At 61.5% G+C, this 20817-nt stretch carries 18 protein-coding genes; 12 read left to right on the top strand and 6 right to left on the bottom strand.

Going from position 1 to position 20817, the window contains the following annotated elements; genetic code table 11:
- Positions 1-74: 74 nt before the first annotated feature.
- From VMA09_12365 to VMA09_12320, 10 genes are all read left to right on the top strand, one after another.
- A complete protein-coding gene (locus VMA09_12365) occupies positions 75-1583 on the top strand; it encodes an aldehyde dehydrogenase family protein (GenBank protein HUA34394.1) in 1509 nt (502 codons plus the stop codon).
- A 240-nt stretch (positions 1584-1823) separates the two neighbouring features.
- Positions 1824-2528, top strand: a complete 705-nt coding sequence (locus VMA09_12360) for a hypothetical protein (protein HUA34393.1) — start codon at positions 1824-1826, stop codon at positions 2526-2528.
- Positions 2529-2979: 451 nt separating this feature from the next.
- Positions 2980-4266: an N-acetylmuramoyl-L-alanine amidase gene (locus tag VMA09_12355; GenBank protein ID HUA34392.1), complete on the top strand. Its 1287-nt coding sequence runs from the start codon at positions 2980-2982 to the stop codon at positions 4264-4266.
- Positions 4263-7019 carry a [protein-PII] uridylyltransferase gene (glnD, locus tag VMA09_12350; GenBank protein ID HUA34391.1) on the top strand — a complete coding sequence of 919 codons (2757 nt, stop codon included), beginning with the start codon at positions 4263-4265 and terminating at the stop codon, positions 7017-7019. Before VMA09_12355 ends, glnD begins: the two co-directional genes overlap by 4 nt.
- On the top strand, positions 7016-7978 hold the full coding sequence (locus tag VMA09_12345) for a tyrosine recombinase (protein ID HUA34390.1): 963 nt from the start codon (positions 7016-7018) through the stop codon (positions 7976-7978). Before glnD ends, VMA09_12345 begins: the two co-directional genes overlap by 4 nt.
- Positions 7975-8622, top strand: a complete 648-nt coding sequence (locus VMA09_12340; GenBank protein HUA34389.1) for a site-2 protease family protein — start codon at positions 7975-7977, stop codon at positions 8620-8622. The genes VMA09_12345 and VMA09_12340 overlap by 4 nt, the downstream gene beginning before the upstream one ends.
- Entirely contained in the window at positions 8619-9446 is an 828-nt protein-coding gene (locus VMA09_12335) for a segregation/condensation protein A (GenBank protein HUA34388.1), read from the top strand. The genes VMA09_12340 and VMA09_12335 overlap by 4 nt, the downstream gene beginning before the upstream one ends.
- Positions 9428-10153 carry an SMC-Scp complex subunit ScpB gene (gene scpB / locus VMA09_12330; protein ID HUA34387.1) on the top strand — a complete coding sequence of 242 codons (726 nt, stop codon included), beginning with the start codon at positions 9428-9430 and terminating at the stop codon, positions 10151-10153. The genes VMA09_12335 and scpB overlap by 19 nt, the downstream gene beginning before the upstream one ends.
- A gap of 9 nt (positions 10154-10162) precedes the next feature.
- Positions 10163-11341: a M23 family metallopeptidase gene (locus VMA09_12325; protein HUA34386.1), complete on the top strand. Its 1179-nt coding sequence runs from the start codon at positions 10163-10165 to the stop codon at positions 11339-11341.
- The gene (locus VMA09_12320) at positions 11274-12986 is read left to right on the top strand and encodes a hypothetical protein (protein HUA34385.1); all 1713 of its coding nucleotides are present in this window, start codon (positions 11274-11276) and stop codon (positions 12984-12986) included. Before VMA09_12325 ends, VMA09_12320 begins: the two co-directional genes overlap by 68 nt.
- Positions 12987-13012: 26 nt before the next feature.
- On the opposite strand, the gene dnaB is transcribed toward VMA09_12320, so the two are convergent.
- A complete protein-coding gene (gene dnaB, locus VMA09_12315) occupies positions 13013-14395 on the bottom strand; it encodes a replicative DNA helicase (protein HUA34384.1) in 1383 nt (460 codons plus the stop codon).
- A 120-nt stretch (positions 14396-14515) separates the two neighbouring features.
- Positions 14516-15229, bottom strand: coding sequence for a rhomboid family intramembrane serine protease (locus tag VMA09_12310; protein ID HUA34383.1), 714 nt, complete (start codon positions 15227-15229; stop codon positions 14516-14518).
- Between the two features lie 243 nt (positions 15230-15472).
- Between VMA09_12310 and VMA09_12305 the strand changes: the two genes are divergently transcribed.
- Positions 15473-16198, top strand: coding sequence for a dienelactone hydrolase family protein (locus VMA09_12305; GenBank protein ID HUA34382.1), 726 nt, complete (start codon positions 15473-15475; stop codon positions 16196-16198).
- A 17-nt stretch (positions 16199-16215) separates the two neighbouring features.
- Positions 16216-16683, top strand: coding sequence for a hypothetical protein (locus tag VMA09_12300; protein ID HUA34381.1), 468 nt, complete (start codon positions 16216-16218; stop codon positions 16681-16683).
- Positions 16684-16986: 303 nt separating this feature from the next.
- Here VMA09_12300 and VMA09_12295 read toward each other — a convergent pair whose 3' ends face one another.
- From VMA09_12295 to VMA09_12280, 4 genes are all read right to left on the bottom strand, one after another.
- On the bottom strand, positions 16987-17667 hold the full coding sequence (locus VMA09_12295; GenBank protein ID HUA34380.1) for a nitroreductase family protein: 681 nt from the start codon (positions 17665-17667) through the stop codon (positions 16987-16989).
- Positions 17668-17782: 115 nt separating this feature from the next.
- On the bottom strand, positions 17783-18352 hold the full coding sequence (locus VMA09_12290) for a VOC family protein (protein ID HUA34379.1): 570 nt from the start codon (positions 18350-18352) through the stop codon (positions 17783-17785).
- Positions 18353-18468: 116 nt separating this feature from the next.
- Complete coding sequence (locus tag VMA09_12285; GenBank protein ID HUA34378.1) at positions 18469-19131, bottom strand: response regulator transcription factor; 663 nt, start codon at positions 19129-19131, stop codon at positions 18469-18471.
- Positions 19132-19141: 10 nt separating this feature from the next.
- Positions 19142-20740 carry an ATP-binding protein gene (locus tag VMA09_12280; GenBank protein HUA34377.1) on the bottom strand — a complete coding sequence of 533 codons (1599 nt, stop codon included), beginning with the start codon at positions 20738-20740 and terminating at the stop codon, positions 19142-19144.
- Positions 20741-20817: the final 77 nt, after the last annotated feature.

Genomic DNA, 20817 nt, shown 5'->3' with positions numbered 1-20817 from the left:
CACTCGCCATGTCCATTCCCGCGGGGCGGACACCCGCACACGGCGAATACAAATTTCGATAGGAGATACCAACGATGGGTGCATCACCGTCACTAGAAAGCGCCGCCAGAGGTGCGAAATCGAGCGCCGCGCTCAGTTTCCTCAAAAATTCGCCGAAGAAGCTTCTGATCGCAGGCAAGTGGGTTCCGTCCAAGTCGGGCAAGACCTTCGAGACTCTCAACCCGGCCAACGAAGAAGTGCTGGCTCTCGTTGCCGAAGGCGACAAGGCCGACGTCGATGAGGCGGTAAAGGCCGCGCGCAAGGCTTTCGAGGAAGGCCCCTGGGCCTCGATGCGCCCGCATGATCGCACCAAGGCGCTGCTCAAGATTGCTGATCTGATCGAGAAGAACGCCGACGAGCTGGCCGAGCTCGAATCGCTCGACAACGGCAAGCCGCTCTTCGAGTCGAAGAATATCGACGTCCCCGGCGCCGCCGAGACCTTTCGCTATTACGCCGGCTTCGCCACCAAGATTTATGGCGAGACCAATCCCTCGGATCCCTCGATGTTCAACTACACGCTGCGCGAAGCGGTTGGCGTATGCGGACAGATCATTCCGTGGAACTTCCCGCTCTTGATGGCGTCGTGGAAGATCGCGCCTGCGCTCGCGTGCGGCAACGTCGTGATCCTGAAGCCCGCCGAGCAGACGCCGCTCACCGCGATTCGCCTGGGCGAGCTGATCCTCGAATCAGGACTGCCTGAGTCCGTCGTGCAGATCATCACCGGATTCGGCCCCGGCGCCGGCAGCTCGATCGCCGAGCATCCTGATATCGACAAGGTCGCGTTCACCGGTTCGACCGAAGTCGGCAAGATCATCCTGAAGGCCTCGGCTGGCAACCTGAAGCGTGTATCGCTCGAGCTCGGCGGCAAGTCGCCGAACATCATTTTCCCCGATGCGGACATGGAGCAGGCAGTCTTCGGCTCGAGCATCGGAATCTTCATGAACCAGGGCCAGGTATGCTGCGCCGGCTCGCGCGTGTTCGTGCAAGAGAAGGTCTACGACCAGTTCACCGAAGGCATGTCGCAGTTCGCCAAGTCGATAACGCTCGGCAATCCTCTCGATCCCGGCACCCGCATGGGCCCGTTGGTATCGAAGGAGCAGCACGACCGCGTGAAGGGCTACCTGAAGATCGGCAAGGACGAGGGCGCCAAGGCCAAGATCGGTGGCGAGGCCGGCAACCAGGAGCGCGGCTACTTCATCCAGCCCACGGTCTTCACGGGTGTCAACAATCAGATGAAGATCGCGCGCGAAGAGATCTTTGGCCCGGTCGCTTCGGCGATCGCGTTCAAGGATGAAAACGACGCGGTGTTCCAGGGCAACGACACGACGTACGGCCTTGCCGCCGCCGTGTGGACCAAGGACATCAGCCGCGCCCATACGATCGCGCGCAAGCTCAAGGCGGGCACGGTCTGGATCAACACCTACGGTCAGATCGATCCGATGTCGCCGTTTGGCGGCTACAAGCAGTCGGGCTTCGGCCGCGAGCTCGGCAAGCATGCGATCGAGCTCTACACCCAGATCAAGTCCGTGTACGCAAAGCTCTAACTTGTAACGAAACTGCAACCAGAGGGCGCCTTCGAACGAGGGCGCCCTTTTCATTTTGAAATTGAGGCCGCGTCAGCAGACTTCGTATTCACCTGCGCATTGCGTATAGTGGCATCGCTCCGCGCAGCTCCAAATCCTTGATAGCGCGGAGTTTTGTCAGCACCTGATGGTCCGAGGTTCGCCGTTTAGGGGGGCGATCATTGATGGATTTCGTGCTGGAGCATCGATGACTTCTCATCGATGCCCCGAGGTTCACTGATGGCGGCGGGAAAGGACGGCCACTCGGAGACGATCGTTCAATCGAGGCGTGCTGCGACTGGGACGGAGAGCGCATCCGTCGAGATGCAGCAGAACGTGACCTTCGCGCGCCCGGTCGCCGAGGCCGAGTCGGAAGAACGGCTCGAAGTTCGTCCCATCGGCACTTCGCTCGGACTGCGCGAGCTGCAGGCTCTCCATCGCCGCACCTGGACCATGCTCAACGTCGAGGAAAAGCGCGTCCACGTTCTGCTCTGGCCGCTGGCGCTGCATTTCGGGCTCTACAGCGTGAAGCGGGGAGGGGAACGGCGCCGGCCGCCGCTCATCGGCGCGTTCTGGGCGCGATGCCTCGCCGAGGCGCCGCTAACACTCGGTCATCTTTATCCGCCGTCACTCTTCCGCGGCATCATGGCGAGCGAAGTCTGGGAGTTCGGCGGGATGGTCATCGATCCCACTTACCAGGGCAAGGGCCTGGTCCGCATGATGTCGGACACGGCGCGGTTATTCCTCTTCTCGCGCCGGCCCAAGCTCATCATCACCAACCCGGTCGAGCCGCTCTACGAGCTCTACAGGCAACTCGGCATGAAGGCCATCGGCAAAGCGCCGATCGAGCATCCCCACGCCTTCAACGTCAAAGTCTGGCTGATGTACGGTAAATTCGACGAACTGGCAAAGCCGTATTACATGTAGCGGGCCGCGCGCGGAGTGGCTGTTGGATTCGCTGAAGATTGCTGTACCGCCCGAAATTCGTTTGCCCGGATCGTCTGCACGATAGGCAAGCAGATGGCCGGGCGACAACCACGATGCAGCCTGCATTTCGAATCTTCTGAATCGTGATTATCGCGAGCCCGTCGCTCTGATGTCCTGCGAATAGCTTCGTCTGCTGTGACCCGATCGCATCGAAACAGTGACATCTCGTGCGTTCGAAAGACCTGGTCGGAAACCACTGGGTCGCCATCCGAATCTAGAGCAAACTACCGCGCTTCTATCCTTCGATAGACCTCCAGCGAACCCGGGATTGTCGGATCGTCGATCGGCATGGATAAGTATCGGAAATCTGAATATCACCTTCTAGCCGACCGGCAGGCGTCGCATAAGCTCTTCGCACTAGCTATCATTTGGCTCGGAGTTGGAGGGGATTGTGGCGCGGAGCTTTCGTGCGTTTTCGTTCGCGGCTGCGGTGGCGTTGACGATCGCCGCGATGGCCGCGCGCGCTCATGCTTCCCTTCCGAACCTCACTTCAGTTCAGATCACCCGTCACGGCGCAGCGCAGGAGATTCATTTCGAGTTCGAAGGTGTAGCGCCGCGGATGCATCTGAGTGCGCATGGCAGCGAACTCTGGATCGATCTCGACGGCGCGCATCTCGACGTGCCGCCGCGCCCGCTTTACGGACTGGAATCGCCGCCGCTCAAGGCGTTGCGTGCGATGGATGCCGACGGACATCAGCGCATCGTCATCGACGTTCAGGGCAAAGCTGACTATGCGATCGCGCGCTTGAATCACGAGATTCTGTTGCGGCTCGCACCCGCGGGCGCTGTGCCGAATCTTGCCGCACCGATCCTCGTGCATAACGACATCGCGCCCAAGCGTCGCAGTCGCTACGTCGCCTCCGCGGCGCCGCCCGAGATTGCTGCGCCGTCAGCTCCCGAGTATCGCTATGGCGGTCCCGTGATCGAGCGGCCGCATCCCTCCGAAGTGGAGCCGGTGAGTATCGAGCCCGCCACGCCCGGACATCCGCTCGTCATGATCGATCCGGGCCACGGCGGCTACGATCCGGGCACGGCATCCGAATCAGGAATCTTGGAGAAGGACCTGGCGCTGCAAATTGCGATGCAGGTGAAGCGCGCGCTCGAGGAAAGTGGTATCCGAGCCGAGATGACGCGCTCGACCGACGATTTCATCAGCCTGCACGATCGCACCGAGGCTGCTAACAACGCCGGCGCCGATCTGTTCCTGTCGATTCATCTCAACTCGAGTCCCAATCCCGACACGACCGGCATTGAAGTTTACTATCTCAACAATACGACCGACCGCGCGACGATCCGCCTCGCCCGGATGGAGAATGGCGGCACGACCGACTATGGCGCCACCGGGGACTCCAACCTAAACTACATCCTGGCCGACCTGCGCCAGAACTATAAGGCGAATGATTCGGCCTCGCTGGCCAGGATGATCGATGCGCAAACGGTCGCCGATCTGACCAGCGGACTGGGAGTCGAGGTGAACGCACTCGGAGCGAAAAAGGGTCCTTTTTACGTGCTGGTCGGTGCGCATATGCCGTCGGTGCTGGTCGAGTGCGGCTTCCTGTCGAACCCGAGCGAGGCCAAGCGTCTGAAGTCCCCGCAATACCAGGAGCTTCTGGCTGACGGTATCGCGGAAGCCGTGCGGCACTACCTGAGCTCAGACGCGGCCGTGGGAAATCTGTGAGCGAGGCGGTCTCTCGGCAAAATGGCGCCGGCGGCGCTCTCGATTTATCGAGTCTCCGCAGCGACGACGCTCTCTTCCAGGAGTTCGAGCGCGGCCGCAAGCCGGGCGAGCTCACGCGCGCCTATCTCGATTCAGTAAGAGAAGAGTTGCACGAGCGTCATCTGGCGGGCGCCAGCGGCAGCGAAGTCGTGATGGGCATGACGGCCGCGACCGACGCGCTGATGCGGGCGCTGTTTCGTTACGCCGAGGCCGAGTTTGCGCGTCACGGGCACAAGCTCAACCAGCGCGTCGCGATCGTCGCCCGCGGCGGCTACGGGCGGGGCGAGCTCAACCCGTGGTCGGATATCGATCTGCTCTATCTTCACGACTACAAGCGCGGGCCGTATCTCGAGTTCGTCACCGAGATCACGCTCCACGCGCTATGGGACGCCGGCGTCAGCGTCGGTCACGGCGTGCGCACTGCCAAAGAATGCGTGCGGCTGGCCAACACCGACTTCAAGGAAAAAACCGCGATTATCGACGCGCGATTTTTGTGCGGCGAGGAAAAGCTTTACGTCGATCTCGAAAAAATCCTCCTCAGCGAAGTGCTCAATCGCAACCAGGATCAGTTCTTCAAGACCAAGCTCGAGGAGAGCCGCGAACGCCATCAGAAGTATGGCGATTCGATCTACCTGCTCGAGCCTCAGCTCAAGGAAGGCGAGGGCGGGATGCGCGATCTGCACACCGCGCTGTGGCTTGCCAAGGTCAAGTACAAGATCCATTCGGTCGAAGAGCTGGTCCAAAAGGCCGTCATCACCGAGCCCGAGCTTAAGGAAGTGCTCGAGGCGCGCGACTTCATGTGGCGCGTGCGCAACGCGCTGCACTTCACGGCGCGGCGCCATTTCGATCAGCTCAGCTTCGAGATGCAGGAAAAAATCGAGCCGCAGCTCGGACTACGCCCGCGTGAGGGCGAGATGGCGGGCGCGGCGCTGATGCGCGAGTACTACCAGCACGCGACGACGATTCATCGCTTCGCCGAGGGCCTGATCGCGCGCGTCACCGAGAACAGCCCCGGTGGCCGTTTCTTCAATCGCGTGCCGGTCCGCAAGATTCGCCCCGGCGTGACGATTCAGCAGAATCTGCTCTCGGTCAGCGATCCGCAGCTTTTCAAGAACGATCCGCTTAACTTGTTGACGATCTATGCTGACTGTCAGTCGCAACTGGTCGGGCTTTCAGGCAGCGCCTACCAGCTCGTGCGCGACAACCTGGGGCTCATCGACGATACCGTCCGTCACGATCCCCGGGTCGGCACGATCCTGATGCAGGTTCTCGCCGGCCGCGAGCGCGTGGCAGAAACGCTCGAGGCGATGCATCTGTCTGGCGTTCTGGGCGCGGTAATTCCGGAGTTCGGCAATCTCTACGCGCGCGTGCTGCACGACCTCTACCATATCTACACCGTCGATCGTCATTCGCTGGTCGCGGTCAAGGAGCTGGAGAGTCTGCGCATCGGCAAGTTCAAGGAGACGACTCCGCTCTTGACCGAGGTCGCGCGCCAGCTCGACTGTCTGCCGCTCGTGTTCCTGGCGCTCCTGCTGCACGACATCGGCAAGGGCCACGGCCATGACCATCACGAGCGCGGCGCGAATCTCACCGTCGAAGTATCGAAGCGGCTCGGCCTCGATTCGGAGCAGATCGATCTCGTCGTTTTCCTGGTGCGCGATCATTTGATGATGTCGCAGATCGCGCAGAAGGGCGATCTCGACGATCCTACGACCGTGACCGAATTCGCGCGCGAGGTCGGCTCGATCGAGCGGCTCAAGGCGCTCTACCTTCTGACCTACGCCGATATGCGCGCGGTCGCGCCCAAGGTCTACAACAACTGGCGCAACATGCTGCTTTCCGATCTCTACCTGCGCGCGCTCAAAGTGCTCGAGCAGGGCGACAAGGAGACGGTCGATCCCGCGCGGCGCCTGCTCACGGTCAAAACGGCGGTGAGCAAGGACTTGACCGATCGCGGCGCGCCGCTCGATGCCGTCGAGTTGTTTCTCGATGAGATGCCGGATCGATACTTCTTCATCACGCCCGAGCCTGACATGCTCGTGCACTTCGAGTTGATGCGCGCGCTCGCCGAGCATCCGCTGGTCAGCCGCGTGCGCCACTATCCCGATCGCGAGTTCAGCGAATATATCGTCGTGACGCGCGACCAGCCCGGGCTCTTCTCGATGATCGCGGGCGCGCTGACCGCCAACAATCTCAACATCCTGTCAGCACGAATCACGACCCGCACCAACGGTATCGCGATCGACACCTTTCGCCTTTCGCATGCCGGCACCGACGCGACGATGGCGATGGAAGAGGACCGATGGCAGCGTGTCGATCAGGATCTGGAGCGCGTCGTGAACGGCAAGCAGGATATCGGCGAGCTGGTGGCCGCGGCGCATCACGTGCGCACGGCGGGCCGGAAATTTCTGCGCCGGGTGGCGACCGAAGTCACCGTCGACAACCGCACCTCCGAAGAACTCACTGTCATCGATGTTTTCACGCAGGATCGCGTCGGATTGCTGTTTGCGATCACGCACACGTTCTTCAAGCTCGGACTGCTGATCCATCTCGCGCGCATATCGACCAATGCCGACCAGGCGCTCGACGCTTTCTACGTCAGCGATCGCAACGGGCAGAAGATCACCGACATCGAGCGCATGCGCGAGCTGCGCACTATCCTCACGGACAAGATCGACGAGCGGCCGGTTCCGAGCGAGGAAGTTCGCGCTTGAGCACCGCCTCGTGGGAAGCGCTCATCGATGGGCACCTGAGCCGCCAGGCGGTCGAGCGCGGCCTCAGCCCGCATTCGATGGAAGCATATTCGCGCGATCTGCGCGATTTTGCCGAATGGGCGATGCTGCACAAGCTCGCGCCACCTGCGTTCGATTCCGCGGCGCTGACCAAGTACCTCGAGATGCTCGCTGAGCGTGAGTTCGAAGTGACGACGCAGCGGCGCCATCTGGCAAGCCTGCGCGGCCTCGCGCGGCACATGGTCGACGAGAAAGTGATCGAGCGCGACCCGGCGCCCGCGGTGAAGCTCCGGCCGCATCCGCGCAAACTCCCGCGCACGATGGGCCGCGAGCAAATCGCACAACTAATCGAATCGATCGACGCATCGACTCCGCGCGGCAAGCGCGATCGCGCAATGCTCGAGCTGGCGTATGGATGCGGCCTGCGCGTGTCTGAGCTCGTCAACCTCGAGCTGCATCAGGTGAATCTCGAAGCGGGCGTGATCATCGTGCTCGGCAAGGGATCGAAGGAGCGGATGGTGCCGGTGGGCGGCGCAGCCAAGCGCGCGCTCAAGTCATACCTCGCGCTGCGCAACTTCATTCCGGCCGGCGCGAACTTCGAGGAGGATCGCCGCGCGCCGAAACCGATTCGCTCGACCGCGGTGTTCATCACGCGGCTCGGCAGCAAGATGACGCGGCAGGGATTTTTCAAAGCGCTCAAGGAATGGGCGTCGTACGATCGGCGGCTCGCCTGGGTGAGTCCGCACAGCCTGCGTCACTGCTTCGCGACGCACCTGGTCGAAGGCGGCGCGGATTTGCGGGCCGTGCAGGAGATGCTCGGTCACGCCGACATCTCGACGACGCAAATCTACACGCACCTCTCACGCAGCCATCTGCGCAAAGTTCATCGCACCTATCATCCGCGCGCCTCACGCGCCGCGCTCGAGGATCGCAAAGCTTGAACGACCTTCCTCAGTTCCTGATCCAGATTTCGATCTGGGCGCTGCCGACGATCTTCGCGATCATCCTGCACGAAATCAGCCACGGCTTCGTTGCGCTTCAGCTCGGCGACGATACCGCGCTGCGCGCCGGCAGGCTCACGCTCAATCCGATCTCGCACATCGATTTGTTCGGCACGATTCTCCTTCCCGCGATGCTTTTGTTTTTGCATCTGCCTGTCTTTGGCTATGCCAAGCCGGTACCGGTGGATTTTCGGCGCCTGAAACCTCTTCGGCTTGGGATGATCGTCGTATCCGCCGCAGGGCCGCTCACCAACTTTTCGCTCGCCGTTCTGAGCGCGATCGTGATGCGCATCGCGGCGTCGAAGTTGAATGGACCGATGGGCAATGAGATCGCTTTGCCGATCGCACTGATGGCGCGCGCATCGGTCTTCATCAACGTCGTGCTCGGGGTCTTCAACCTGTTCCCGCTGCTGCCGCTCGACGGCGGCCGTGTGCTTGCCGGGATTCTGCCGCTGCAGCTGGCGCGCGCTTATTCGCGTATCGAGCCCTACGGCTTCCTCATCCTGCTGTTGCTCCTGTATACAGATACGGTCGAACGGGTTATCAGCCCGATAATCAATTCAATCGTGCGAGTGCTGATTTGAGCGACGAGACAATCACGGCGAAGGTCGAGGCCGACGGCTCGATTCGTTTCCGGCTGCCGATTTACGAGGGGCCGCTCGACCTGTTGCTGCATCTGCTGAAGCGCGCCGAGCTCGATCCGCACGACGTCACCGCCAGCATCATCACCGAGCAGTATCTCGCGTACCTGGAGCTGCTCGATCAGCTCAACCTTGATGTCGCCGGCGAATACCTTGTGATGGCGGCGACCCTCTTGCTCATCAAGTCATTCTCGATGCTACCGCATCCGGGGGTCGCGGACGCAGAAGAAGCCGAGGGCCTCAAGACTGACCTGGTGGAGCGGCTGCTCGAATATCAACGCTATCGCGAGGCGGCAGAGAAGCTGGCCGAGCGCGCGCTGCTCGGGCGCGACGTGTTCACCACGCCGGGTGAGAAAGCGCCCGAGGGCGAGGAAAGCGCACCGCGCTACACCGTTTCGATCTTCGACCTGGTCGAGGCGATGGGCCTTGTGCTGAAGCGGGTGGCTGACGCGGTGCCGCGCGGTATCGTGCTGCGCGACGTCCCGGTCGCGCACTGTATCCCGCGAATTTTGGGCGCCCTCGAGGGCGGCGGCCGTATCGAATTCGCGACGCTGTTCGAGGACGCACGCGATCACTCGATCGTCATCGCAACTTTTATGGCGCTGCTTGAACTGATTCGCCGCCGCGAAGTCCTCGCGTATCAGGAAGTCCGCTTCGGACCGATCTGGCTCGAGCGCGGCGAGAACCGCGCACCGATGGCGGTCGAGGAAGCGGCGCAATCCAATCCCGAATCGGAAGCGGAGTCCGAGTGGAAGAAGAACGACTGAAATCGATCCTGGAAAGCCTTTTGTTCGCGGCCGGCGAGCCGGTTTCGCTCGCCAAGCTGACCGCGATCTTCGAGAACGTGCCACGCGCCACGATTCAGAAGACGCTCGCCACGATGGCGACGGAGTGCGCCGCCAACAATCGCGGCGTCACGATCGACGAGGTCGCAGGCGGCTACCAGATGCGCACGCCCAAGGAGCACTCGTCGTGGGTGCGCAAGCTGCTGGCGGCCAAGCCGCCGCGGCTCAGCCGCCCGCTGCTCGAGACGCTCGCGATCATCGCGTATCGCCAGCCGATCACGCGTCCCGAGATCGAGCAGCTGCGCGGTGTCGATGCCGGCGGCGTGCTCGAGACGCTGCTCGAAAAGCGCCTCGTTAAAATCGCGGGGCGCAAGGAAGCGCCCGGCCGTCCGATCGTTTACGCGACCACGCCCGAGTTCCTCGAATTGTTCGGGCTTAAGGATCTCGACAGCCTGCCCGATCTTTCCGAGTTCCGCGAGATTGAACGCGCCGTCGAGCAGGCCGAGACCAAGCCAATCGAGAGCCTCGAGAAGATGCCCGAGGATGTGCCTGCCGAAACCGACATGCCGGCCGAGCCCGAGCTCGAGGCAGAGGCGGAAGCCGAAGCGGAGGAAATCGTCCAGACCGACGAAGCAGTTGAGCTGGTTGACGAGCCGGACGAGCGCGACGAGCCGAAATCCGAAAGCTGAGTTTTAATCATGCGAAAGTTTGTCGCGTGCGCGGCCGCGATTCTCGCCGCCGTGGTGGGTATCGGCGCGGAGATCGAGCCGGTGCCGCCCTACAACGATCCGCTTTACATGCCGCTCCTCGCGCATCCCGCGCCACATGAGGCCGCGATCCTCGACGGCGCCGGGCACAAGCATTCGGCCTACGAGGTTTACCTGACCAACTTCGGCCACGAGCCGATCACGATTAAGGAAGTGCGCATGACGGGCGTGCTCGGGGGCAAGGACCTCTTTGCCGAAGACGCGACCGGGCCGAAGCTCAAGGCGATGTACAGCGCGATCATCACCGCCGATCGAGCCGCGCCGCAGGACCCGATGCTCCAGCCTGGCGCCAGCGGAATCCTGTTTATGTTTGCGGATTTCGTGCCCGAGCGCGGAGTGCCCGACCGCTTCGAAACGTCGATCTCGATTCTGGGCGGCGGCGGTCACGTCGGGTCAGGCACGATTGACATCGCGTCAACTCCGGTCAGCAAGGACGCGCCGTTCGTAATTCAGGCGCCGGTGCGCGGCGAACATTGGATGGCGGTGAACGGGCCGTCGAATACCTCCGTGCATCGTCGCGCCGTGCTGGTTGTTTATGGGCGGCCGTACATCGGACAGCGCTATGCGATCGATTGGGTGCAAGTCGATGATCGCGGCGCGACGTATCACGGCGACAAGAGCGACAATCGCAGCTACTACTGCTACGACCAGCCGATCCATGCGGTCGCTGACGGCAAGATCGTCGAAGTGCAGGACGGCGTGGCGCAGAACGTGCCCAACAGCGGCAAGCTCGCGACGCAGATAAGGTGGGAAACGCTGCCCGGCAATCATATCGTCGAGGATCTCGGCGGTGGCCACTTCGCCGCCTATGCGCATCTGATCCCGGGATCGATCAAGGTGAAGCAGGGTGACGAGGTTCACGTCGGTGACGTAATCGCGCATCTGGGCAACACCGGCAACTCGAGCGAGCCGCACCTGCACTTCCAGCTCTGCGACACGCCCTCATTCATAAAGTCGCAAGGCCTGCCGTTCGCAATCGACAAGTACACGATGGTCGATTACAAGCGCGAAAAATCCGGTAAAGAGCAGAAACTCGCGACTGGTGCTACGCACCAAATCGAAAAAGAAGAGCCCATGGAAAACGAGCTCGACAATTTCCAACCTCAATAAACCTGTGGACATCGAACGCGGTGAAATGAGCGGCAGCGGCTCCGCGGACGCTCTTCTCGCGCTGGCGATCTTTTTTGCGGGTACGGCTTTCTACGGCCTGCTGCATACTCAGCAGTATCTCGCCGTTGACGGTGCGGTTCGTTGCGTGAATGTGTACTGGAACTCGTATCGAATCGCGGGCGATAACAATCATTTATTATATTACGCCAATGTGACCTTGTGGCGGGATTTCCTCTCGCAGTTTGGAATTGAGGCTACCGATCCATTCAATTTCGTGCACCTTACCGAGTGGATGAACGCCTTGGCCGCGGCGGGTTCGGTATCGATATTCTGGCTGCTATGCAAGCGCGCGACGGGGCGGATCGCGATAGCTAGTGCCGCGGCGGCCGCCTACGCATTTTCCAATGCCTTCCTGCTCCACGCGACGAGCACGGCCGAGCCGATGGTCGGACTTCTGTGGAGCTTCGTGTCCGTCGGTCTGGCAGCCTGGGGCCTGTCGGCTCGCTCTTACCTGCTATTGTTCGCCGGCGGCGCGTTCCTGCTGCTCGCGATGGCGACCTACGAAAGCATGGTTTTGATCGGTCCGGCAGAGCTGGCGCTGATCTGGGGGTGGAAAGACGGCAATGAAGCTGGCAAACGCCTGGTATGGTTTCTTGCCGGGTGTATCGTTGGCGGTCTACTCGCCTACGTCCCGATTTACTACCTCAGCGGAACTACTAATCCGCTGTATATGTGGCGGCGGTTCGCTGCGATGGGCGGAGGCGACCGGGTTTATGGCAGAGTGACTATCGCAAAAATAGTCAATTTACCATTCGGCTTCGCCAGTGGAATTTTCGGAGCGCTGCCTCTCGACTATGGAGGAATCCGTTCGCTGCGCACCGAGTCTGTTGATACGATTTTGATTGCAGTAGGCGCAGTTTTGATTTCGATACTCTGGTTCTCGTGGACGGTGATTCGCAGCGTCTACGCACGCGCGCTTCTAAGCCCCAACCAACGCTTATTCCTCAGCTGTTGCCTCGTCGCATTGATATTTGACGCATTGGCGCTGATTTATTGGGATCCGCTGTATGACAAGTTATGGCTACAGCCGTTGGCTGCCGTAATTCTCGGCTGGAGCGTGATATTCACTGGCTGGCGTACACTCCACCGACAGTGGAAAGTGCTTATTCCCGAAGCGTTCGCTGCGCTGGTCATCGTCACGGCCGGCTTCGCGCGGGCGGTCGATGCGCATAGCGAGCCGACTCCCTGTCTAGATGCAGCCCATCAATTGTCAACGATAGTCGATTCGTCTGATCTGTTGGTGACCTCATGGGATCCAATCTCGCTTCTTTACTCGTCGTTTCTGCGTAATCGTGCAACTACGTTCGATCTACCTGCGGTGGCAGTCGCCGCCGGGCCTCTCACGACCAAGCTGTTGGTGAATTTTTTTGCGCCCGTCCGTCAAGGCGGCCATTCGGTGTTTTTCCTCGGCATCCTCGATGTACCTGAAACTACGTGGAAGACCTTTCTAGAGGATAAATGCGGCCTTCCGTATCATTCGATCGACGACTTGCGGAAGTGCGCGAAGCCAGTAGCTACTCTGACCTGCGAGAACAGAAGCAAAGTTCTCTGGGAACTCCCGGCAGTTTGTAGCGGAGGTAAGTAGCGCCTGGAATTCCAGAGAAGACTCGTTTAGCCGCCGGCGTCTTCGAAGACCCCGGATTCGGGAGTGTAGTTCTCGAAACGGGTGTACTCTGACAGATAGGTCAGCTTCACCGTGTCGGTAGGGCCGTTACGCTGCTTGGCGATAATGACTTCCGCGACGCCGGGTTCCTTGCTGTCTTTGCGATTGTACATGTCGTCGCGATAGATGAAGCCGATCACGTCCGCGTCCTGCTCGATTGCGCCCGACTCGCGCAGGTCGGCGAGGAGCGGACGGCGATCGGGCCGCGTTTCAACCTGGCGATTCAACTGCGACAGTGCGACGACCGGCACGCGCAGTTCCTTGGCGAGTGCCTTCAGCGAGCGCGATATCTCGGCGATTTCTTTTTCGCGCGATTCTCCCGGCCGCGACGAGCGCATCAACTGAAGGTAATCGACCATGATGAGTCCGAGGCGATTGCCGCGCTCTTTCGCGAGCCGGCGGCACTTTGCCTTGAGCACGATCGGCGACATGTCGGAGGAATCGTCGATAAAGATGTTTGCCTCCGAGAGCCGCCCCGCCGCCTGCGCGAGCTTGGGAAAATCCTGCTCGCGCAGAAATCCCTGGCGTGCCTTCTGGCTATTGACGCGCGCCTCCGAGCATAAGAGACGCAGCACGAGCTGCTCCTTTGACATTTCGAGCGAAAAGAACGCGACACCCACCGGAGGATCGGCGTCCATCGCCGCGTAAGCCGCGATGTTGAGCGCTAGCGCCGTTTTTCCCATCGAAGGCCGCGCCGCGATGATGATCAAATCGGACGGTTGCAATCCCGCTGTGACGCGATCGAGATCGATGTAACCGGTCGGCACGCCAGTCACCAGCTCGCGCTTCTCGTAGAGCCGCTCCAGGATGCGCAGCGACTCGCGCGTTAGCTCGGGCATCGTATGGAACGACGGCCGGATGCGGCGCTCGGAAATCTCGAAGATGCGGTGCTCAGCGGTGTCGAGGAATTCATCGACATTGGGCGGCGCTTCGTAGGCGGAACTCGCAATATCGGTCGCGACGGTTGCGAGGCTCCGCAGCACGGCTTTCTCGCGCACGATACGCGCGTAATGCGAGACGTTCGCCGCGGTGGGAACGCATGCGGCGAGCTCTGCGATATACGCGGCGCCGCCAATATTGTCGAGCGTGCCGCGCGACTTCAGCGCATCGACGAGAGTGATCGCATCGACGGGCTGGTTGCGGTCCGACAGCTCGACCATCGCGCTGAAAATTTGTCGATGTGCTTCGCGATAGAAATCGTCGGCGGTGAGAATTTCGAGCGACTGGTTGATCGCGTCGTTCTCGAGCAGGATTGCGCCGAGCACCGATTGCTCGGCGTCGAGATTTTGTGGGGGAACGCGCTTAAGAATGTCGTCCGTCGAATCCGCCACTGCCACATCCTCCATCCCGCGTGCGCGTCAATTCAGGGTCGGAAGTATTCCGGATACGCCGTGCGCTTACAACGCAATTACATCGCGCGCGCGATCGTTTTTCCAGAGCATGTTAATTAATCATCGACGCCCGATGCGATTGCGCTTGCGTTCATCGGCGATCAGCGGCGCGAGTAGCAAGCCGAACATGAATCCTCCTATGTGCGCCCACCACGCGACGCCGCCCATCGCCGCCGCAGCGCTGCCTTCGCTGAGGCCGGAGTAAAGCTGCAAGCCGAACCACAGCAGCAAGTAAATGACCGCCGGAATTTCGACCACTTGGATGAAAATAAAGATCGGCAGGATGGTCGAGATCCGGCCGCGCGGGAAAAACACGAAATAAGCGCCGAGCACGCCTGCGATAGCACCGCTCGCGCCGATCACCGGCACTTGCGAGGCCGGCGTGATCAGGACCGTGGCGAGCGCCGCCGCGATACCGGAAAGAAAGTAGAAGTAGAGGTAGCGGCGCGAGCCCATCCGCCATTCGACGGCCGCGCCGAAGATATAAAGGTAAAGCATATTGCCTGCGATGTGCCAGAAGCCGCCGTGCAGGAACATCGAGGTGATGATCGTGACGAGCGGCATCAAGCGCGCGCCGAGCGGAATCGCAAGATGAGCGCGCAAGCGAATCGACGCGTCGATCGCCCCGGGCACCATCGCAAAACGATCGACGAAGCCGCCGAGGTTGGGGCCGAGGCTCACTTCGTAGACGAAAACGGCGACGTTGATCGCGATCAGTGCGATGTTGATTGGCGTGAGGCGGCGCGGCGCCGCGTTGTCGCGGAAGGGGATCATTCAGGTGCCGATCGGCGGCGCATCTCGAATCCGCATATAGTAGCGGCGCGCATCTGTCGCGCGCGAGACGCAACCTGGGTGGGGCATGAAACGTACTTGAGCAGGAGTGCGAGGTGTGCGACAAGGATCGAAGGATCGCAAGCGTTTTCTGTTCGCATGCAAATCCTAAGCGGCGCTTATCTCAATTGCTTGGCAACGCCGCGCCCGCGTTCCCCGCGGGATACCGACAGGGAGGCAGCCATTATGGAAGTTGTTTCACAGGAAGTTACCGTACAGACCGGTAGTGAGAAAATGCCGGCGCATCTCGCGCGTCCCGCGACGGGTGGCCCTTATCCGGGGCTTATCGTCGTGATGGAGGCGTTCGGGCTCAACGATCATATCAGGAGCATCACGAATCGCTTTGCGGCCGAGGGTTTTGTCGCGCTGTCGCCGAATATCTATTTCCGTTCCCCCAACAACGTCGTTGGCTACAACGACCTTCCGGGCGCGATGCGCCTGATGGGCGCGCTCAATGACGACCAGATCGTCGCCGACATGAGCGCCTCGATCAATCATCTGAAGCCGATGAAAGAAGTGAAGCAAAGCTTCGGCACCACGGGCTTCTGCATGGGCGGCAGGATCAGCTTTTTGACTGCGTGCCGTAATCGCGATGTCAAAGCGACCGCGCCTTACTACGGCGGCGGGATGGTCAAGTCGCGGCAGCCGGGAGTGAAGGCGCCGATTGAGTACGTCGAGGGTCTCAACGCCGCCGTGCTCGCCTTCTTCGGCGGCAAGGACGCCTTCATCCCGATCGAAGAAGTCGATGCGTTTCGCGACGCGCTGCGCAAGGCGGGCAAGAGCGCCGAAGTCGTGCTGTACCCCGACGCCGATCACGGCTTCATGTGCGACGAGCGTCCGTCGTTCCATCCTACGCATTCCAAGGAGGCGTGGACCAAGACCATCGCCTTCTTCAAGCAGCATCTCGGCTGAGCAGGGACGGCATCGAGTTGCATAGACCTCATGAACGGGCCGGCTTTGGCCGGCCCCTTTTTTTTCTCCTGCTCATCGCGGCGCTCGCTGCCTCGGCTTGCTACTCGCGCGATTACAACCAGGCGGTGGCGGCGAATGTGTCGCTGATCTCAGACCTGTGCGACAAGCTCGCCGATTACAGCAAGGCGGATTTCATGCTCGACGATCACAAGGTGACGTCAGAGGAGATGGGCGAGTTTTACTACGCGTTTAACAAGGCGAGCGCGTTTTCCGCTTCGACCCCGCGCGAAGCCTCGCGCCATTCGCACAAGGATTTCGACAAGATGCTGGTGGCATACGAGAATTTCGTCCATGCCGCCGACGAGTATCGCCTGCGCACAGAGCCCGATGCGGCAGCGCTGGCAGGACTGATGTCGCAGCGCGATCAAGTGAAGCATCTGGCTGGCCGCGTCACGCAGGATCTCCACGACGAAGCGAAGTCGTGAGCGCATAAATGAACAGTCTTCTCTCTTGAATAACCTAGCCCACGCAGCGGGAGAGGCAGACTGGATCGCGACTTGATATGTCTGAGATCAAGTCGCGATCCAGTCGGTTGAGGGTGCAGCGGCGCGAAGTTGGCAGGATGTGAGCGACGAGCATTGTTGCAAGCTCCCGCTACTGCACCCTCACCCGCGGAGCGATTCGCATACGAATCGCTCCGTGGCCTCTCCCGGTTTGCGGCTTCCGCCCGCGGTTTCCGCCGCGGGCGAGGCTATTTTGAAGGGCGGCGAGGATCTAACCGTCCGAGGTCAGCCCTTCCAGTGGTTGTTCCACTTGTCGAGGTGCACGACCTCGGACAGCGGCTTGCGTTTAATTTGACCGAACTTGTCGCTGGGGTAGCCGATCGGCAGCAGGGCGTAGGTCTGGACATCGTCGGGCAGGCCGAGCGCGGCTCTGACCTCTTCCTCGTAGAACATGTGAATCGTGGTGAGGCAGGTGCCGAGGCCGACCGCGCGGCAGGCAAGAATCACGTTCTGCACCGCGGGATAGATGCTCGAGCCTGACATCCGGCCGAGATTTTTCATCGCCGCGGCCGCCTCGGGCGGGAGTTGCGGGGGCGGTCCGGCGGGCGCCGTCTGCTGCAGGCACGCGAGGAGCAGCACGGGCGCGTCGCCCATGTGATCGATCAGGTAGTAGGCCGAGGCCATCAGCTTGTCATATTGGGCCTGGGGCATATGCTCGGGGCGCACGCGGTTCGCATACAGCGCCAGCAAAATCTGGCCGCCTTTGCGATAGATGTCGCCGAGCTTTTTGCGCTGCGCGGCGTCCTTGATCACGATGAACTGCCAAGTCTGCTCGTTGCTGCCCGAGGGCGCGCGGATTGCGGCGTCGAGCACCTTGGTAAGCACTTCGTCGGGCACGGGATCGGGCTTGAAACGCCTGAGCGCGCGCGCCGTGTGGATGACTTCGAATACTCCCATCTCAGCCATAAAAAAGTTCTCCGAATGCGGAAGATTGTGTAGCAAGCCGCACAATGCGACAGACGAGCGTAAAAGAAAAGCGGCCGGGTTTGGGCCCGGCCGCTCTAAAATCCTGACAGATCGATTAGACCGGAGGACGGGTCGGCGCGACATTGGGCGGCGGTCCCGCCATGACGCGATTCGCATGCTTTAGCGCCGCCGGATCCTTGGTCATGAAGCCTGGCTGATCGTGATGCTTCATGATCTGGTCCTCGGCGGTGAACTCGCGCACGGTCACGCAATATTCGAGCAACAGGCCGTTGGGATCGCGGAAGTAGATCGATCGGCACCACTCATGGTCAAGCACCGCGGTGACATCGATGCCGCGTGAGATCAGCTCTTCGCGCTTTTTCTCCAGCGCCTCGACCGTCGGGACGTAAAAGGCGAAATGGTAGAACATCCCGGGCAGACCCTGCGCGCTGTTGATGTCGGTCGCCCACTCCGTCGGCACGCCCTTCATCTTCTCGGGGCACATGAATGCGACCAGGCATCCGTCGCCGGTGTCGAAAAACGCGTGCTTGATCTTGCCGCCGTCGGGCATCTCGATAATGTCGCACCACGCGACATCGAAGCCCATCTTCTTGGTGTAGAACTCGATCGTGCGATCCATGTCGAGTGTTGCAAGCCCTAGATGATGAACGCCTCTGCGCTCCATATGTTTTTCTCCCGGGGGCCGCGCGCCCTGCCGAATGGCTTACCAAAAGTGACAATTAGCACAATGAGCGGGAAAATTGGAACGCTCGTTTAGGACTCTTGTTCAGACGATCTGCCTCAGTCCAGCCTGATCAGCTTGTGCTTGATCGCGTAGCGCACCATCGCGGCGGTCGAGCGCAGATCGAGCTTCTGCTTCAAATTCTCGCGATGCACCTGCGCGGTCTTGGGGCTGATCCCTAGGCGTTGCGCAACTTCCTTGGTGGTCGAGCCTTCGCCGATAAGTCGCAGCACCTCGCGCTCGCGCCGCGTCAGGCGCACGCCGCCGGGGCCGTCGCCGCGCACGGGATTACGCAGACGCCCGAGCACGATCGGCGCGATCGACGGGCTTAAATACCGCCGGCCCGCATGCACTGCCCGCACCGCGGCCAAGAGCTCCGACGCCGCATCGGTCTTGACCAGGTAGCCTGCGGCGCCCGCCTCGCCCAGCGCCTCGATGACGTACTCCTCGTCATCGTATTGGCTCAGCACGAGGACCTTGCTGCCGGGAGCTTCGCGGTTGATACGATGCGCGGCGGCGAGCCCGCCCATCCCAGGCATCCCGATATCAAGCACGACGACATGCGGGCGCAATTGCGCCGCCATCGCAACGGCAGCCTCGCCGCTGGCCGCCTCGCCGATCACCTCGCATTCGGGCGCCAGCACCCCGCGTAGCGCCTCGCGCAGAATGCGGTGGTCGTCGGCCAGCAGAACGCGGATCCGTTCGTGATTGTTGCTGTTCATGGCAGCGGCGCTATTCCATCGGCTCCGGGATTTCGGCGCTCACGACAGTGCCGTGCGCGCCCGATTGAACCGAGAGCTTGCCGCCCAGGAGCTCGACGCGCTCGCGCACGCCCTTTAGCCCAACGCCTTCCGCATCGCGCCCGGCTTCGATACCGCGACCGTCGTCGGAAATTGTCACCAATGCACCCCCCGCCTGGCGCCCTATTTTAACCTCAACGGAACGGGCATGTGCGTGGCGAATAACGTTGGATACAGCCTCGCGCGTCACCTGGTAACAAAGTTGTTGGATTGGCCGCGAAATCCGGCTCGCGCCCGACCCATGGTTGAACCGCGCGGCGATTCCGACGGTGCCAAGCCGTTCCAGTTCCCGGTTGATAAGCTCGTCGAGCGTAGCCGCGCCGAGCAGGGCGGGGCGCAGCTCGCGCGTGCGGCGCCGCAGCTCGCCTTCGACCTGTGACAGGATCGCGCGCGCCTCGTCGCGGCCGCCTTCGAGCGCGATCTTCGCCGCGGTGAGGAGCTGGGCCTGGTCGTCATGGAGATCGCGCGCGATCCGCGCGCGCTCCTCGTCGACCGCCGCGAACATCCGGAGTGCCATCCGCTGCAGGAGCGCCTGCCGTGCCGCATCGTCAGCTTCGAGCTGCCAGATGCGAACGGTATCGCGCAGGCGCGCGGCAATTGCTTCAAGCCGAGCGCGAGCATCATCAGTGAGTGATGTTCTCGATACGAGCGCGACGATAAACTCGCCAAGGGGCACATACGTGAACCTATCGCGAACGACGATTTGCGAGTTCGACAACGCATCGGCGATCGCAACGGAATCGAGCTCGAACTTCCGAGAGGCGGCGAGGATTTCGAGCTCGGCACCACGAGTCCGACCGACGCCCCAATCGTGCGCCCCGGCCGCGTCGGCGATAAATGCCCCGAGCCTTTCATAGCGCGCGTCCCGAGCGGCCAGGGACACTAATCGTGCCGCATCGTCGGCGTCTCGTATCCGCCGGGAAACTTCATCAAGTGCTTTAAGTGAAGCGGCGGCGCGCTCGGCTGCATCGGCGGCCAGCTGGCGCCACGACGCGGCCGTGACCGTCCCGCTTTGGCGCCGGCAGCACGCAGCCGCTGCCTCGGCGGCAAGCTCAAGCGATGCTTCAAGTTGGGGTTGGCCAATCTCACTTGTCGTGATGGCGATCGCTTTCACCACCGCTCCGTGCCGAGACAGTGCGGCAGCATGGATGCGCGCCCGCGGGTCAACTTTGCGCGCACGGGCGATGAGCGATTCGAGCTGCGGGGCCGAAAGTGTGGTTCCGCCATGGCCGTTCGTCTCCGAATCGAGCATTCGGTTTGCGAGCGCGGAGCATGCGGCCTCGAGGACGGCGTCCCACTTCGCGGATCCATCTCCTGCGCGGACATCGGCCGTCGTTCCAAAGAGGGCACACGAGAGCGCCGTCACGCCAGCATTGCAGGCGCGGACCGCGATCGATGCGATGTTGCGCAGTTCGAATTCGAGCGAACGAGAATCGCCATCGCGCTCGCTGGAAGCGCTCAAGGCGGAATCGCGCAGTGAAGAATTGTCGGCCACCCCTTTAGCCAGGCGCAGCATCAACTGCGCCGCCATTATTGATCCACAGACACCACCGCAGGAAAAGAGCCTCTCGGCGAAATCTTCTTTGCCCATTAACGGCGAGGGATTCA

The sequence above is a fragment of the Candidatus Binataceae bacterium genome (genome assembly GCA_035508495.1).
Classification (GTDB): Bacteria; Desulfobacterota; Binatia; order Binatales; family Binataceae; genus JASHPB01.
This window is presented reverse-complemented; position numbering and strand designations above follow the sequence as displayed.